At 45.5% G+C, this 15,316-nt stretch carries 9 protein-coding genes; 7 read left to right on the top strand and 2 right to left on the bottom strand.

Features of this window, described 5'->3' with window-relative positions; translation table 11 throughout:
* The first annotated feature begins 63 nt into the window (after nt 1-63).
* The 5 genes from QZT80_RS22040 to QZT80_RS22060 all read left to right on the top strand — a co-directional run bounded on the left by QZT80_RS22040 (nt 64) and on the right by QZT80_RS22060 (nt 9,825).
* A complete protein-coding gene (locus QZT80_RS22040) occupies nt 64-1,146 on the top strand; it encodes a PA0069 family radical SAM protein (protein WP_295127353.1) in 1,083 nt (360 codons plus the stop codon).
* Nucleotides 1,147-2,771: 1,625 nt separating this feature from the next.
* Nucleotides 2,772-4,664 (top strand): transglutaminase domain-containing protein, encoded by a 1,893-nt coding sequence (locus tag QZT80_RS22045; RefSeq protein ID WP_295127356.1) that lies wholly within the window; start codon nt 2,772-2,774, stop codon nt 4,662-4,664.
* A gap of 7 nt (nt 4,665-4,671) precedes the next feature.
* Complete coding sequence (locus QZT80_RS22050; RefSeq protein WP_295127359.1) at nt 4,672-6,858, top strand: DUF3857 domain-containing protein; 2,187 nt, start codon at nt 4,672-4,674, stop codon at nt 6,856-6,858.
* Between the two features lie 580 nt (nt 6,859-7,438).
* Nucleotides 7,439-8,008 (top strand): DinB family protein, encoded by a 570-nt coding sequence (locus QZT80_RS22055; RefSeq protein ID WP_295127362.1) that lies wholly within the window; start codon nt 7,439-7,441, stop codon nt 8,006-8,008.
* Between the two features lie 416 nt (nt 8,009-8,424).
* Nucleotides 8,425-9,825, top strand: a complete 1,401-nt coding sequence (locus QZT80_RS22060) for an RtcB family protein (RefSeq protein WP_295127365.1) — start codon at nt 8,425-8,427, stop codon at nt 9,823-9,825.
* A 57-nt stretch (nt 9,826-9,882) separates the two neighbouring features.
* Here the strand turns inward: QZT80_RS22060 and idi are convergent, their stop codons facing one another.
* Nucleotides 9,883-10,416, bottom strand: coding sequence for an isopentenyl-diphosphate Delta-isomerase (gene idi, locus QZT80_RS22065; protein WP_295127368.1), 534 nt, complete (start codon nt 10,414-10,416; stop codon nt 9,883-9,885).
* 227 nt (nt 10,417-10,643) lie between these two features.
* Nucleotides 10,644-11,144 carry an RNA polymerase sigma factor gene (locus QZT80_RS22070; protein WP_295127371.1) on the bottom strand — a complete coding sequence of 167 codons (501 nt, stop codon included), beginning with the start codon at nt 11,142-11,144 and terminating at the stop codon, nt 10,644-10,646.
* Between the two features lie 606 nt (nt 11,145-11,750).
* Between QZT80_RS22070 and QZT80_RS22075 the strand changes: the two genes are divergently transcribed.
* Together QZT80_RS22075 and QZT80_RS22080 are read left to right on the top strand one after the other, a co-directional pair.
* The gene (locus QZT80_RS22075; RefSeq protein ID WP_295127374.1) at nt 11,751-14,204 is read left to right on the top strand and encodes an SLBB domain-containing protein; all 2,454 of its coding nucleotides are present in this window, start codon (nt 11,751-11,753) and stop codon (nt 14,202-14,204) included.
* Nucleotides 14,205-14,230: 26 nt separating this feature from the next.
* Nucleotides 14,231-15,313, top strand: a complete 1,083-nt coding sequence (locus tag QZT80_RS22080; RefSeq protein WP_295127377.1) for a Wzz/FepE/Etk N-terminal domain-containing protein — start codon at nt 14,231-14,233, stop codon at nt 15,311-15,313.
* Nucleotides 15,314-15,316 lie beyond the last annotated feature (3 nt).

Genomic DNA, 15,316 nt, shown 5'->3' on the forward strand with positions numbered 1-15,316 from the left:
GCCTAAAATTATTTTGTACTGCTAATAAAATTAGTATCTTTACTAACATAATTAGCAGTAAAGATGACGTTGCCTTTTAACGATAATCCTTCCGAAAGCCCGTATTATAAAGGAAGAGGCGCTCAGATTAACCCGAAGAACAGGTTCCTGAAAGGCGAGTACAAACAGGAACATGCAGAGGGTATTGACGAGTGGTGGCAGGCCGATGTGCCTACCCAGATATTTGAAGAGCATGCGAAGACACTGGTAAACAAGGTGGATAGTCCGGATGTTGGCATGTGGTATTCGATGAACCCTTACCAGGGGTGCGAACACGGCTGCATCTATTGTTACGCCCGTAATTCTCACCAGTATTGGGGAATGAGTGCCGGTCTTGATTTCGAGCGTAAGATTATCGTTAAGCAGAATGCGCCCGAATTGCTGAAGAAGTTTTTGGATAACAAGAACTGGGTATGCAAACCGTTATCACTTTCCGGTAATACAGACTGTTATCAGCCATTGGAGCGTAAGATGTGGATTACCCGCCAGTTGCTGGAGGTGTGTTTACAGTACAAGCAGCCGGTAGGTATCATCACAAAAAATTCTCTCGTTTTACGTGATAAATATATACTACAGAAATTAGCCGAACATAACCTTGTTTGTGTGTTCGTATCAGTAACGACTTTACAGGAAGACCTCCGCCTGAAAATGGAACCACGCACCGCTACAGGCCTCCAGCGATTAAAGGTGATCAAGGACCTGCACGAACTGGGCATCCCCGTAGGTGTAATGACAGCCCCGCTTATTCCCGGTCTCAACGATCATGAAATGCCGCAGATATTGGAAATGGCAGCCAATAATGGCGCTAAGCAGGCGGGTTACACCGTAGTGCGATTGAATGATGCCGTTAAGTTAATTTTCAACGACTGGCTGTACAAAAACTTTCCCGATCGTGCAGACAAAGTATGGCACATGATTGAGGGCCTGCATGGTGGGCATGTTAACGACAGCGACTGGGGCCGCCGTATGAAAGGCAGCGGTAACATATCCGAGATGATCAATCAGCAGTTCCGTATCCACACCAAAAAGCTGGGCCTGAATCTGGAGAAGTTTGAATTTAACACCTCGCTGTTCGAACGGCCGCAGGTGCAGTTGAAGTTGTTTTAGTGGTGCGGTATTGGTTGATGCTGGTGGTAAATAACTGGGGTGGCAATCACGGACGTGTATACGCCCGCTGTTAAGCACGTCCGGTGTTCGACATTGTCTTAGCCGGGCATTCACAAGTTTGAGGCTCGTATGTTTGCCGGTACAAAAGTTTGAATCACTTTCTTCATAATGATGATAGGATTGATGGTGTCGTAACCGCTTAGTTCGTCCCGGAATTTTAACGCATGCGAAGTTGGGTGCAGGAGAATACCGCGCTTTGGTTGTTGTTAGGCTTCCTTTCTCGGGAGTTGTCGATCTGCCACAATTGTGCTTCGAAAATCCGCTTTCCGCCGGTTCGCCAGCGACCGGTTGCTGAATACATCCGGAAGCGTCTTCCTTATACTCCGACGATTTCATTTCCTCAATGTACGCAGCCGCCTGCCCATTTCCGGCTTCCACTAATTTCAGCGCACTATAATCACTCCCCAGCAATGGATAATTAACGCCATTCGAATGCTGGATAAAATAGATACCAAACGCAAGAAACAAAGCGGCCGTAGTGCCTGCTGGTAATTGCATGCGTAGTGTTATATCGCCGCTGTTTGCTGCATCTACAGGTATCATGACCGTTTCGCTTTCCGAACTGTTTGACTGCCTTGCTTCAAAGGTTACTGCCGATGCGGTTGCGTGCAGTGCGAAGTGAGTAGCGCCTGTTGGTGCGGAAACCATTTTGGCAGGAGAAAAGTTTTTAAGCGTAATAACGGCTTCCCCGGTGGCCCGGTCGATTGTTGTTTTATAAGGAGCAAACAGTATCCTGCTTAACGGGCATTTCTCATTAAACTCAAATCCCTTCAGCCTTGCCAGCTGTTCATTGCCAATGCCCCGGCTGCCTGCCGCGTGCGCCGTATCGTCCCTCACCACTTTACAAAAAGTACTGGTTAGGCGATTATACATCTTGTTGTCATTCACCCAGCCAAGGCTATGTTTGAGCGACATCCGCAAAGTTCTGCCGGCCTTGCTGGCCATGATAAAATCCTGCAAACTTCCCCTGGAGCCTTCGAACTCTGGTGCCTTAAGTACGCGTTCTCCCTTGGGGCCCCGTTTCCGCCGTACCTTAAGCCCGTCCGCCACTTTCAGCAACACAAGACCTCCGAGCATTTCTTCAAGTTTCCTTTGTATTTTTTTGTTACTCATCATGCAATGTTTTGATCGTAAAATTAGAGGTGGCGGAGGCCTTCAACAAATCGCGTGTCGTTTTTGTCGTAAATGTCGTAATTGTCGTTTTTCTAATTGATAATCATCAACTTGCTTCCTTATGTTACTAGTCGTCACACTGTAAAGCATCATCCGGATTAATCACCCTGGGTGTAAACCTATTTTAGTACGATTCATACCTTATATTCATCGTTACCACACCGCATACGATGCTGCTATTATCCTACAGTTATCCTGCGCTTTTCCTGCAGGTATCCTGCTGCAAACTGCTTCTTAATAGCATGCAATCCCGTGTTTTTCCGCCGATTGTCCCTAATTAATTTCCCTGTTACAGTTGTTCTATTCAATTTTTTAATACTATGTAATTTTATAATTATGTATTATTTAATTATCTTTATTACGGCTCGTCACCAGTGGCAGCCCCCAATTTTATGAGTATTTATCCTAATTGCCTGTGGAAGTGGCTGATGTATACCTGCATCGCTATTGCCCCACTAGAGCTTTGTGCCCGGCAGGACGACGATAAGAATGTCGTGATCAGCGAAATGAAACAGCGATACGAGTTTGTTACCGGTGATAAAGACAACCCGGTGAAAGTGCGCGAAAACACCCGTACCGTTTATAAATGCAACGAGTTTCGCACCAATCTCCGGATAGTGGAGTTTTACGATGATAAAAGTACCATCGATGATATTCGCGTGTACGTGAATAACGAACGCGTGAAGTCTATCAAACCTGAATATCGGTACTACGAGATTGATGAGTACTTCTTTTCTGATATGCGCGTAGCTACTTTGACACTGCCCCTTGAAAAGAAAGGCACAGAGAGTTATGTGGAGTTACAACGCACTACCAACGATCCCCGATACCTGACCGCCGTGTATTTCCACGAAGGTTATTTCCAGGAAGCTAAAGAGGTTACGTTTGTAGTGCCACGCTGGATGCATGCAGATATTAAGGAAATGAACTTTGCAGGTTATCCGGTAAAAAAAGCAGTGACGTATGATCAGAAAATCGACGCTGACGTATATGTATATACCATCAATGGTCTGGCTGCAAGGCCGAATGAGTCGATGTCGCCCGGCCCTTCGCATATTTATCCCCACTTGCTTGTATGCAGCAAATATGCCGATACAAAGAACGGCCGCGCTAATTTTTTTAACACCACGGATGATCTGTATGCCTGGTACCACGGCCTGGTACTGACCATCGGTAACGATCCGGCTACGATAAAGCCATTAGCAGAGTCGATTACAAAAGATGCGAAAGATGACCTGTCTAAAATAAAAGCGGTGTTTAACTGGGTACAGGAAAACATCCGCTACATTGCTTTCGAGGATGGTATCGCCGGTTTTAAGCCTGCCAAAGCACAGGAAGTATTGCAAAAGAAATATGGCGATTGTAAAGGAATGGCTAATCTCACAAAAGAATTGCTTGTTTCGCTCGGTTTCGATGCCCGCCTCTGCTGGATCGGGACGAACCACATTGCCTACGATTATTCCATTGCATCGCTTTCTGTAGATAACCATATGATTTGCGGTGTTAACTACAAAGGCAAACGTTATTTCCTGGACGCCACCGAGAGTTACATTGGTTTCGATAAATATGCTGAACGTATCCAGGGCCGCCAGGTGATGGTGGAGGATGGGGCTAAGTATACGATTGAGCGTATACCTACCGCTACGAGCGACCAGAACGAGTCGTATGAAAAGCGTGTGTTGCGCATCGAGGGCAACGATTTGGCCGGGGTTACGGAGCATCGTTATACAGGGGAGAGTACCGAACTTCTCTTAACGCAGATCCACGGTATCAAAAAGGAAAAGTTACAGGATGCCTTACAGAGTTATCTTTCTGAAGGCAAAACTCAATGTAATATTAATAACCTGCAAACTTCCAACCTGAACGACTGGAATACGGATCTGACCATGAAATACGATGTGCAGTACAAGAATGCTATCACCGGTTTCGGTAATGATCTGTACCTGGAACTGGATTTCAGGAAAGAAATGAAAGGGATGGATATTGATACTTCCAAACGCCGCACAGATTTGTTGTTTCAGTTCAAACGTAAGCTGGTGCATGAAACGGAGTTACTCGTGCCCGACGGATTAAAGGTGAACGAATTGCCAACGGGCATGAAAGTAAGCCGTCCTTCCTACGACTTCGTGGTTAGTTACGAGGTAAAGGCCAACAAGATCGTGTACCGCAAAGAGCTGGTGATCAAAGATACCCATCTTCCCAAAAATGCTTTTGGCCAGTGGAATGAGGATGTTAAAACACTATCCCGGAACTATATGCAACAGATATCATTTACAAAAAAATAGATAACCCATGAAAAGATGGCACTTGCTGCTGGCAAGCGTTATAACCGTGCTGTTAGTCACAAACGTGCATGCACAAGATAAACAGGACGCCAAATATAAGGAACGGGCGGAGGAGATAAGGAGCGAAGTGTGGGCATGGACACTGCCGGCATTCAAAAACCGTACAATTCCCGACAGTCTAAATAAAGAATCTGGTGTAGTACTGGCGCGGCATATAGATATCAGCGCCTCGGGCCGTAAACGTAAACGTACGTACATTCGTACCGTTCGCGAGATGGTGAAGATCAATGACAAGGCCGCACTGGAGGAATATTCGCAATTCAATTACCAGCAGTTCAGCCGTTCGCTGATGTCGTACCCGGTTACAGAAACGCAGGTGTTAGGTGTGCGCATCATCAAGCCCGACGGATCTGTTAAATATGTGAATGCAGATGACGCGGTAGCTACCAGCGACGATAGAACGGACAAACAACGTAAGCTGGCTATTTCTGATTTGCAGGTGGGGGATATTATCGACTACTTCATTTGTATGGAACAGGTACTGGAAGGTTACCAGCGCTTTTTGCCGGAGGTATTTGTGCTGGGCGATGATAAACCCATCCTGTCTTACTCTATCCACACCGAAATAAGCGACCGTTTCGTAACACAGTATCGGTCTATAAACGGCGCCCCGGAATTTAAAAAGCGTTATGAAGATGGCACCGTGGAGCTGGATATGCTGGTAAAAAACATTCCCAGTCTGCCGATCGGCCTTTGGATGTCGCCGTTCCGCCAGGTCCCGCTGATACGTATGAGCCTCTCTGAGCAAAATGATCCGGCGCTCGCCGCTCCGCCCAAAGGTGCAGTAATGAAAAATCCGGCCATCTACCGTATAAAAGAAACAGCTACTAATGTAGTGTTGTACGAACGGAGAGGAACATCTTACGCTACAGTGCCCTTTCTTAACGAAACGAAAGACCTGATCGCCAATTATAAAAAGACACATAGAAACGCCACCGACCGGGATGTTGTGACTTTCGCCTATTATGCCATCCGCTACCTGGCGTTATACAGGGTGAACGCCGGTGACAAGATCCTGGTGGGCCAGTCGAGGAATTACAGCACCCTTAATCAGAAGCGTTTCCTGTTATACCTTAATTACATCCTGGTAAAAAATGATATTAATACCGACTTCGTACTGGTAACGTCTAAATACGGGCCCAGCCAGGAAGAGGTGTTGTTGCCCGGCGATTATGAGTGGATGTTAAAGACCAGGGAAGAAAAGCCATTGTACATAAGCGTAGAAGGGATGTTTACCAATGCCGCCTACGTAGCGTCGGAGTTTGAAGGCCAGGAGGCACCGGTGGTGGAAGGTGCCAAAGTTCGCAGTAACGATGGTTTTGAGGGAGAGGTAACGGTACCTAAATCCACGGCCGACCAAAATGCCAAGCTGGAAAAAATGAAGATTACGCTGGATGCGGATATGCAGCTACTGAAGATAGATCGCACCACCACGGTGAAAGGGCACCTGAAACACGATGACCAGCAAAACCTGCTACTGTTTGAAGACTATTATGAGCAGGAGCGCCAGGCCATGGGGGTGAAATCATCTTTTATGGAAGATTTTGCAGACAGCCGTAAGAACCGTTCGCTGGCCGAGGAATATACTAACGCCTTCGCCAAGGCCCGTAAAGACTGGAAGGAAATCTTTAAAGAAGAAATTCAGGGCTCGTTTGATATAGAGCCCAGGGAGGTGACCAAATACAGCATTGTGAAGATGGGGTTACAGCACACCGATCCGGACTTCGTATATAACACCCAGTTCACCTTCGACGGGCTGCTGAAGCGTGCCGGTAATAATTATATACTGGATGCCGGTAAACTCATTGGCGGCCAGTTAACGCTGAAACCATCGCAGCGCGACCGCAAGGTGGACATGTATATGCCTTTTGCCCGCTCGTTCGAGTATAATATAGAAATACAGGTGCCGCAGGGATATACCGTAGAAGGCCTGGACAAACTAAACCAGGACGTTGATAATGCTGCTGCGGCATTCCAGGTAAAAGCACAGGTGATGGGTGATAAACTGAACATCAACGTACGAAAAACGTATAAGCATGCATACGAGAAGGTGGCCGAATGGAGCAATTTAGTGAAGGTGATAGACGCCGCACTGGCCTTTCAGGACCAGAAAGTGCTGTTTAAAAAATCATAAGATGTTCATTTGAAACTTGTTTTAGTAAATTTTTTTGAATTAATAATTTTTTTACCTGGAAAATTATGCAGTTCAAAAAAATCAAATTATATTTGCTGTAGAGTTAAATAGAAATACAACAAAACAGAAGTGTTACGCAGTTGTCAAAATATGAACCAAGTGATGATTTCACGCAAGCAAACAAAGCTGGCGGAGATTGAGCGGGTATGTTATAAACAGAAATAACTAAAAGTTACTAAGATATAACAGAAGGTCCCGCCGGAAAGCGGGACCTTTTCTTTATAAGTGAGATGGAAAAGATGATGATTCAAACGCTGTCGCAGAATGCATGCACGAGGATAAACAAATGTATTATCCGAAAGGCATCAAAGCAGGCTTTTATGCAAAAAGCAGGGCGGGTGAGGTATGTTATGATTTAAACGAAGTAGTTTATAATTATAAATGCCCGGTCCGCAAACAAGATGCAGACCGGGCTTTTTATTTAGCCGTTATGGAAAAGAATAGAATAGGACATCAACATATATATTAACCGGTACGCGCTTTAAATTTTAGAAGTGGCTTGCCCCCAAAACTTGAGCCCATGAGAAATGTAGTACAACTTGTAAGAGAGGCCCTGGTTGAAAACTTTAGGGAAATCGACCGTTGGTTCGATAAGGATCATTCCCTGTTGCACTTCAAACCCACGTTAGACCACTGGAATGCCAGGGAAGTATTAGAGCACATTAGTTTAGCCAACTATTTTCTGCTCCTGATTATCAGCAAAAGCACCCGCCGCGCGCTGGACCGCCGTGTAGATGGCCTTATAGTGATGCCGCCAGCCAATTACGAAGAAAAGTTTCGCGAGATCGATGTGATCAGCGATGGCGATTTTCAATGGGTTAGGCCTGAACATATGGAGCCAACGGGCTTAAAAGCAATGTCGGAAGTGCGTACGCTGCTTAAACAGCAATATGCACAGTGCATGTATAATCTTTCCCTGCTTAAAAACGGAGAAGGCCGGCTGGTAAGTATCAATATGAGCGTTAATAACCTCGGTAAAATCGACGTTTATCAATACATCTATTTCCTTACCATGCACATACAGCGTCACGTTGGGCAGATGCAGAAATTGGAAATGCAGTATGAGGAAACAGAAGCAATGGCTTCCTAACTAATAAGGGTACACGGAATTTATTTTGCAATTCAGACTTTTCGTGTATACCTTTGTATTCAACTTTAAAATTTATAACAATGCTCACGAACAGATCATATGGGAATTTGGTGGCGGCTTATGCGGATAGCATAGACTGTAGCGGGTTCGGGGCGTGTTATGTCGATCAACGAAAATAGTAGTGAACGACTAAATATAACAAGGTCCGGCCGTATAAGCCGGACCTTTTTTTATACCACCCATACGACGCCGCTGCCTTATGGCAGCAAACCCAGGCATACAAAATGTGGTCGCCGGTAAAATATGTTATCCCCCGGCCCTGCAACCTGCTCATGTATTCACCTGCGGATAAAAAACTTACATTCATACAGCCGGTAATGCCGTTTTACCGGGTGCAACTATCAATAACAACATCAATGGCAAAATTAAAACTGCGGGGTAAAGACCTGCGTAACATTGGTTATCCCGAAAGCCCGGTGATCAGCATCGCGATAGGGGTAATGGAACAACATTACAAACATCATTCTGCAGAAGATGCGTTGGATATTTTAGCGAAAGTACTGGCAACACCTGAGGAATACCTGGAAGACGAAGCGCTGGTAAAGATCGCCGAGCGTTTGGTGGAAGAGGAAGAAGAACAAGAGCGTGCTTTACGTACCGAACCCGTACCATACAGCGTTTATGGTGCCAATTATATTGACCCTGCTGCTATCAGGCAAATGGAACAGGCCGTACGCCTGCCCGTAGCTGTAGCCGGCGCTTTAATGCCCGATGCTCATCATGGGTATGGCCTGCCAATTGGCGGCGTACTAGCCACCGAAAACGCCGTAATACCATATGGAGTAGGCGTGGATATAGGATGCCGTATGTGCTTAAGCATTGTGGACCTGCCGGTAAAACTGCAGGCTGGCGAGTACAACAGGTTTGTGAAAGTACTGACCGATAACACCAAGTTCGGTACAGGCGCTGCCTGGAAACATACACCTGATAACGCAGTGCTGGAGCGTAACGAGTTCCGGGAACTGCCGCTGTTGAAGCACCTGCACGAAAAGGCAGTGGGACAACTGGGTACTTCCGGTTCAGGCAACCACTTCGTGGAATGGGGTATTGTGGAAATAGCAGATGATAAGAATGAGTGGGGATTGCCTGCAGGTGATTACACTGCTATCCTTACCCACTCCGGATCGCGGGGTTTAGGTGCGCAAATAGCGGGGCATTATACCAAGCTGGCAAAGGAGCTTTGTCCGTTGCCAAAAGAAGTGCAACACCTGGCCTGGTTAGATATGGATAGCGAAGAAGGCCAGGAATACTGGCTGGCTATGAATCTGGCCGGCGACTACGCCTCCGCCTGTCATCACCTGATCCATGAAAAGATGATCAAAGCGATGGGGGCCGAAGTGCTGGTGCGGGTAGAGAACCATCACAACTTCGCATGGAAAGAAAAACATGGAGGTAAAGAGATGATCGTTCACCGTAAAGGTGCTACGCCCGCAGGTAAAGGTGTGCTGGGAATTATCCCGGGTTCCATGACCGCACCTGGCTTTATAGTAAAGGGCCGTGGGGAGTCAGCTTCGCTTGATTCCGCATCGCATGGCGCAGGGCGGGCAATGTCCAGGAGCGCTGCCAAACAAAATGTAACGCGTAATGCGATGGATAAAATGTTGCGCGATAACGGGGTTACATTAATTGGCGGTGGATTGGATGAAGCGCCAATGGCCTATAAAAACATCAATGAAGTAATGGGAGCCCAAACCGACCTGGTGGAAGTTCTCGCCCGTTTTCGGCCTACTATTGTGAGGATGGCCGATGGGGAGTAAGTACAACAAGAAAGGGTCGCGAATTTTCGCGACCCTTTTACTATTTATCTAAAGACACTATTTCGTTTTTAACAATTGTTCCACTCGTGAAAACGCCAGCCGGAACCAGGGAGTAAACGTATCCGCTTCGCTGGCCAGTTGTTCGCTGATCTTAGCAAGGGCTACATATTTATAGGCACTCACCTCGCTGCTCTCCGGTACTATTTCACCATCATACCTTCCAATAAACACATGATCGTATTCATGTTCGGTGAGGCCATTATCAAATTCAACCCTGTACGTAAAGCTGAACACCTCTTTCAGCTCACAATCAAATCCCATTTCTTCTTTTAATCTGCGGTGCGCCGCCTCTTCTACCCTTTCGCCCGGGAAAGGGTGGCTGCAGCAGGTGTTGGTCCACAGTCCGGGGCAGTGGTATTTGCCGGAGGCGCGTTGTTGCAAAAGCATTTCTCCCGCTGCATTGGTAATAAATACCGAAAATGCGCGGTGAAGTAAGCCTTTTTGATGGGCCTCGATTTTTTCCATGGTACCTACCGGCTCATCGTTCTCATTTACCAGAACAACGGCAGCAGCAATTGAAGTGCTTAACATAGACGGTTAAAAATTTGGGTCTTTTAATGGTTATAAAAGATAGTCCAAGTTAAGCTTTATTCCTTATCAGAATGACAAAAGGTATTTTGCTGCGATACAGGTGCAGTTAGCTTTGTAACAGTTAAAAGAGTAATGAATGTCAGTGTTTGTGTAAAGGTGTTGCCTGATAAAAAGGGGTGATGTTTGTTTTGGGTTATTGTAATGTTGAGGTTTTTTCCTTGCTGGTGTTAGTTGTTAGATACTTGTGCTTTCAGCATTTTCCTGGCAAAGTGAATACGGCTTTTGATGGTACCTAAAGGTTCATGTAGAACATCGGCGATTTCGTAATACTTGAAACCGTCGAGAAACAACAGGAACGGCTTTTTGAAGATGATCGGCAACTGGTGAACGGCTACTTGTATGTCCTTAATCCTTAGTCCGGCTTCGGCGTGGTTACCGATAATGGTCTGGTGTGAGTTAAGCAGGAAGTCGTTGGAAGAGTTGTCGAAGCAGAGGTGTTGTTTTGATTTTCGCCGGTAGTTGTTAATAAAGATGTTCCTCATGATGGTGTACAGCCAGGCTCTGATATTTGTTCCTGCGAGGTATTTCTCCTGGTTGGAGATGGCGCGGAACATAGTTTCCTGGTAGAGATCCTTGGCAGATTCGGCATCTTTGGTGAGGGTGATGGCGAATGGCTTAAGGAAATCAGCATTGCTGAGTAATAGGGTGTTAAATTCAGCGGATGACATATAAATAATGTTTAAGTGGTTACAATACTAATTTAAACAAAAAAGGAATTCATTCCAAGCTTTTTGAGTGGTTTTTTCGCATCACACGAAAATGTAAAGGTTGTTTAAACACTTAATAATCAACTGTAAAAATGACAACAAATAAGTACAATTGTGCTATTTTGGAATTTAGTGCTTAGTTAAAGTGTTTAACTATTTTGGGATATGAATTAAGATTAACGTGAATGTGTAGTAGCCCGTTCATATTAATGTACGTAAAGGGGAGATAAATGGTTTAGTGCCAGGGGGATAAATACAATAGATGCCGTTGTTTTTACTATGGGCATGATAAATGAGATGCTATATAATAATATTGGTATTGTTTTACAAAAAGATGAGATTAGAATTATGCGTGCGATGGGAATAGAAAAGCTTCTTTTATATTCCTTCTATTGATAATATGCATATTTTTTTATTTAATACGACTAGTGCTTAGAGGCTTTAATCAGATTGATTTTCAATCTCCTAACATTTATGTAGTATTTTTAATAAATTTGCCTGCATTTTTAAACCCCAATCCCAAAATTGGGGCGGGAGTGTGTTATCCAAATTTCGAGAAAACGTCTTATGATAAAAAAACTTTTGTTGCTTCAACTGTTCGTGCTTGTAACCCTGTGTGTTAGCGCCCAGGTACCGACTATGTCGTCTGAAGCGATGAAGCAGATGAAAGCAGAGAGCCTGAGCGACGACCAGGTAAGGCAGGTGGTAGCGGATATGAAAAAGAATAGGATGGACATCTCGCAGCTGGACACTTATGCTCAGCAAAAAGGCATTCCTTCATCGGAAGTCCAGAAGTTGAAACAACGGATAATAGCTTTAAACCTCGATAAAGAGCTGGCCACACAGTCGGCGGGAGAAGGTGGGACTACAGGAGAGCGGGGTGTTGATGGTGCTACCGACAGTCCGATGACCCAGGATGAAATAAAAGCGGTTCAGCACCGCCGCCGCATATTCGGATCAGAACTTTTTTCTAACAAAAATCTTTCTTTTGAACCGAACCTTAGAATGGCTACGCCGCCTAACTACCAGTTGGCTACGGGCGACGAGATACTTATTGACGTGTATGGTTATTCCGAAGTACAGCATCGCCTGAAGGTAACGCCCGAAGGCTATATCCGAATTCCAAATCTGGGACCAGTGTATGTAAACGGCTTATCCATGGAAGAGGCCAAGGAAAGAATCACCAAACAACTGGGTACAATATATGGAGGCATCCGCACGGGAAATACTTTTGTAAGCGTATCGCTGGGCAATATCCGCAGTATTAAGGTGTTATTGATCGGTGAGGTAGTAGCGCCTGCTACTTACACATTGCCCTCGCTCGCTACCGTTGCCAATGCATTGTATCTGTCGGGCGGTCCCAGCGAAAACGGTTCCTTCCGCAATATTCAGGTGATCCGTAACGGCAAGGTAGTCGCGACTTTTGACCTTTACGATTTTTTAACCCGAGGTGATCTGACGAACAATGTGGTATTGCGCGATCAGGATATTGTGCGGGTGAATCCGTATGCGACGCGCATTGAGTTAGCCGGGCAGGTAAAAAGGCCGGCAATTTTTGAGGCGAAGGAAGGCGAAACACTGCAAACTATACTGGACTTCGCAGGAGGATATACTGATATTGCTTATCGTGATAACATCAGCGTACAACGTATTAATAGTAGAGAACGGGAGGTATTGACCGTTAACTCTGGTGAAGTGGGCACTTTTAAGCTGAAGTCGGGCGATCGATTTTACGTGGATTCTATATTGAATACCTATACCAACAGAGTGACCATTACAGGGGCCATTTATCACCCCGGTGCATACGCGTTATCCCAGGGGATGACCCTTGCCGACCTTATCAAAAGGGCCGATGGCGTGAAGGAAGAAGCTTCGTTGAACCGTGGTTTGATCCGCAGGTTGCAGGGTGATCGCAGCCAGGCCTATGTAGCTTTCGACGTAACGAAGGTGCTGAATGGAACCCAAATAGAGGTGCTGCAGCGGGAAGATAGCGTGTTTATCTTCAGTAAATCTGATTTGCAGGAATCGTATCAGGTGAAAATTTCCGGCGAGGTAAACAAGCCTGGCTATTTCCCTTATGCAGCAAGTATGCAGCTAGAGGATCTGGTGCTGCTGGCAGGCGGCCTTACAGATGCGGCTTCGCTGCAACAGGTAGAGATTTCGCGACGTATTAGGAATGCATCTTATGAAGGGCGTGATACTGCGCTGGCCTTTATCCAGCAATTTAATATCAGCGGAGATTTGCGTACGGGCGGCGATACGAATTTTATCTTGCAACCGTTCGATGAAGTTACCATTCGCAGGTCGCCAATTTATAATGAACAGGGTAATGTGTTTATCGATGGAGAGGTGTTGTATCCGGGTTTATATACAGTAAACGCGAAGTCTGAACGAATTTCCAATCTATTACGCCGCGCCGGTGGGCTACGCCCCGAGGCATTTCCCGAAGGAGCATTGTTGTTACGAAAAACATTTGTTAATAATGGTGACAGTGCGTTGTTGAGCAGCAAACTAGATGTGTTTTATAACAAGCTTTCCGACACCAACGCTATTGCGAAAGTACAGGGCACTATGATGAAAAACGAGCAATTGCTTGGTATACAATTGGATAAAATTCTCGCATCGCCAGGGTCAAAATATGATCTTTTCCTCGAAGAAGGTGATGTCATCCGGATCCCTAAAAAATTACAGACCGTACAGTTATTTGGAGAAGTGTATTTCCCTAAAAAGGTCCGCTTCGACAAAAATTTCGGGTTCCGAGACTATATACGCGGTGCCGGTGGTTTTACAAGTCAGGGACTAAGAAGGAAGAGTTACGTTGTTTATGCCAATGGAGAGGTGAAGAGTACCAAACGGGTACTGTTTTTTAACAGTTATCCCAGGTTGCGACCCGGTGCAGAAATATATGTTCCTGCCAAGAAAGATGCGCGCAGGATGTCAGGTACCGAAGTGGTAGGGCTAACTACCGGCTTAGCCTCAGTGGCGTTGATCATCATTACGATCCTCGATAAAATAAAGTAATCTCTTATAAGTGTAAAAGACCAGCTATGGAGGCAAGCGAAACGCAACAACATACGGATCAGGAAGATATAACTATCAAAGACCTCATTGTAAAGACGCAGGATTGGACCAGGTTTTTGTTTAAAAAATGGTGGATTATTCTGCTAGTCTCTGCGCTTGGTGGGGGGATAGGGCTATTACTCGCGTTTTTTTCAAAGCCTAAATATGCTGCAGAACTTACTTTTATTGTAGAGGATACTAAGGGTGGTCAAATGAGCAATTATGCAGGACTCGCCAGCCAGCTAGGGATCAATCTCGGGAATGGAGCAGCAGGAGGAAGTGTGTTTGCAGGCGACAACGTCATCGAATTTCTCCGATCCCGGCTAATGATCGAGCGTACGCTTCTGGCATCAGTAATGGTAGATGGGAAGCAGTTGACATTGGCAGAGATGTATCTGAATGTTACGGGCCTTACAGAAGCTTGGGTAAAACATCCGAAAATGTCACGCGTGAAGTTCCCGGTAAATGCCGATCGCGAACGCTTCAGCATAGATCAGGACAGTGTGCTGAATCTTATACAGCTTTCAATTTCTAAACAACACCTTACTATCTCAAAGGCTGATAAATTGTTGAGCTTCATCACCGTCAAAATAGTTTCTCCCGAACAGCGGTTTTCTAAACTTTTTACAGAAAGATTGGTGAATGAAGCGGTGGATTTTTATGTGCAGACAAAGACGCTGCGATCGAAAAATACCGTTGAAAAATTGCAGGCGCGAGCAGACTCCATCGAATTTTTATTAAACAGGAAAACCTATTCTGCCGCCGTTACCGAAGACCTAAATGCCAATCCCGCTCGCAATGTGGCGAGGGTAGGAACGGAACTCGCATTGCGGGACAAGTTAGTGCTGCAGACGATGTATGCCGAAATTGTGAAGAATCTTGAGTTCGCGAAAATGTCGATGGATCAACAAACGCCACTAATCCAGGTAGTGGATACTCCTCGTTTGCCTCTGAAGAAGGAGAAACTCGGTAAATTTAAAGGGCTAATGATAGGAGGTTTTACCGGGGCTTTTTTAATCATACTGTACCTTGTATTAGCAAGGCTATATAAAGAAATAATGGCCAAATAAATC

This window comes from uncultured Chitinophaga sp. (genome assembly GCF_902168175.1).
Taxonomy (GTDB): domain Bacteria; phylum Bacteroidota; class Bacteroidia; order Chitinophagales; family Chitinophagaceae; genus Chitinophaga.

Coding starts and splice junctions, on each gene's coding strand:
- QZT80_RS22040 (WP_295127353.1), top strand. CDS start 64: ATGACGTTGCCTTTTAACGATAATCCTTCCGAAAGCCCGTATTATAAA.
- QZT80_RS22045 (WP_295127356.1), top strand. CDS start 2,772: ATGAGTATTTATCCTAATTGCCTGTGGAAGTGGCTGATGTATACCTGC.
- QZT80_RS22050 (WP_295127359.1), top strand. CDS start 4,672: ATGAAAAGATGGCACTTGCTGCTGGCAAGCGTTATAACCGTGCTGTTA.
- QZT80_RS22055 (WP_295127362.1), top strand. CDS start 7,439: ATGAGAAATGTAGTACAACTTGTAAGAGAGGCCCTGGTTGAAAACTTT.
- QZT80_RS22060 (WP_295127365.1), top strand. CDS start 8,425: ATGGCAAAATTAAAACTGCGGGGTAAAGACCTGCGTAACATTGGTTAT.
- idi (WP_295127368.1), bottom strand. CDS start 10,416: ATGTTAAGCACTTCAATTGCTGCTGCCGTTGTTCTGGTAAATGAGAAC.
- QZT80_RS22070 (WP_295127371.1), bottom strand. CDS start 11,144: ATGTCATCCGCTGAATTTAACACCCTATTACTCAGCAATGCTGATTTC.
- QZT80_RS22075 (WP_295127374.1), top strand. CDS start 11,751: ATGATAAAAAAACTTTTGTTGCTTCAACTGTTCGTGCTTGTAACCCTG.
- QZT80_RS22080 (WP_295127377.1), top strand. CDS start 14,231: ATGGAGGCAAGCGAAACGCAACAACATACGGATCAGGAAGATATAACT.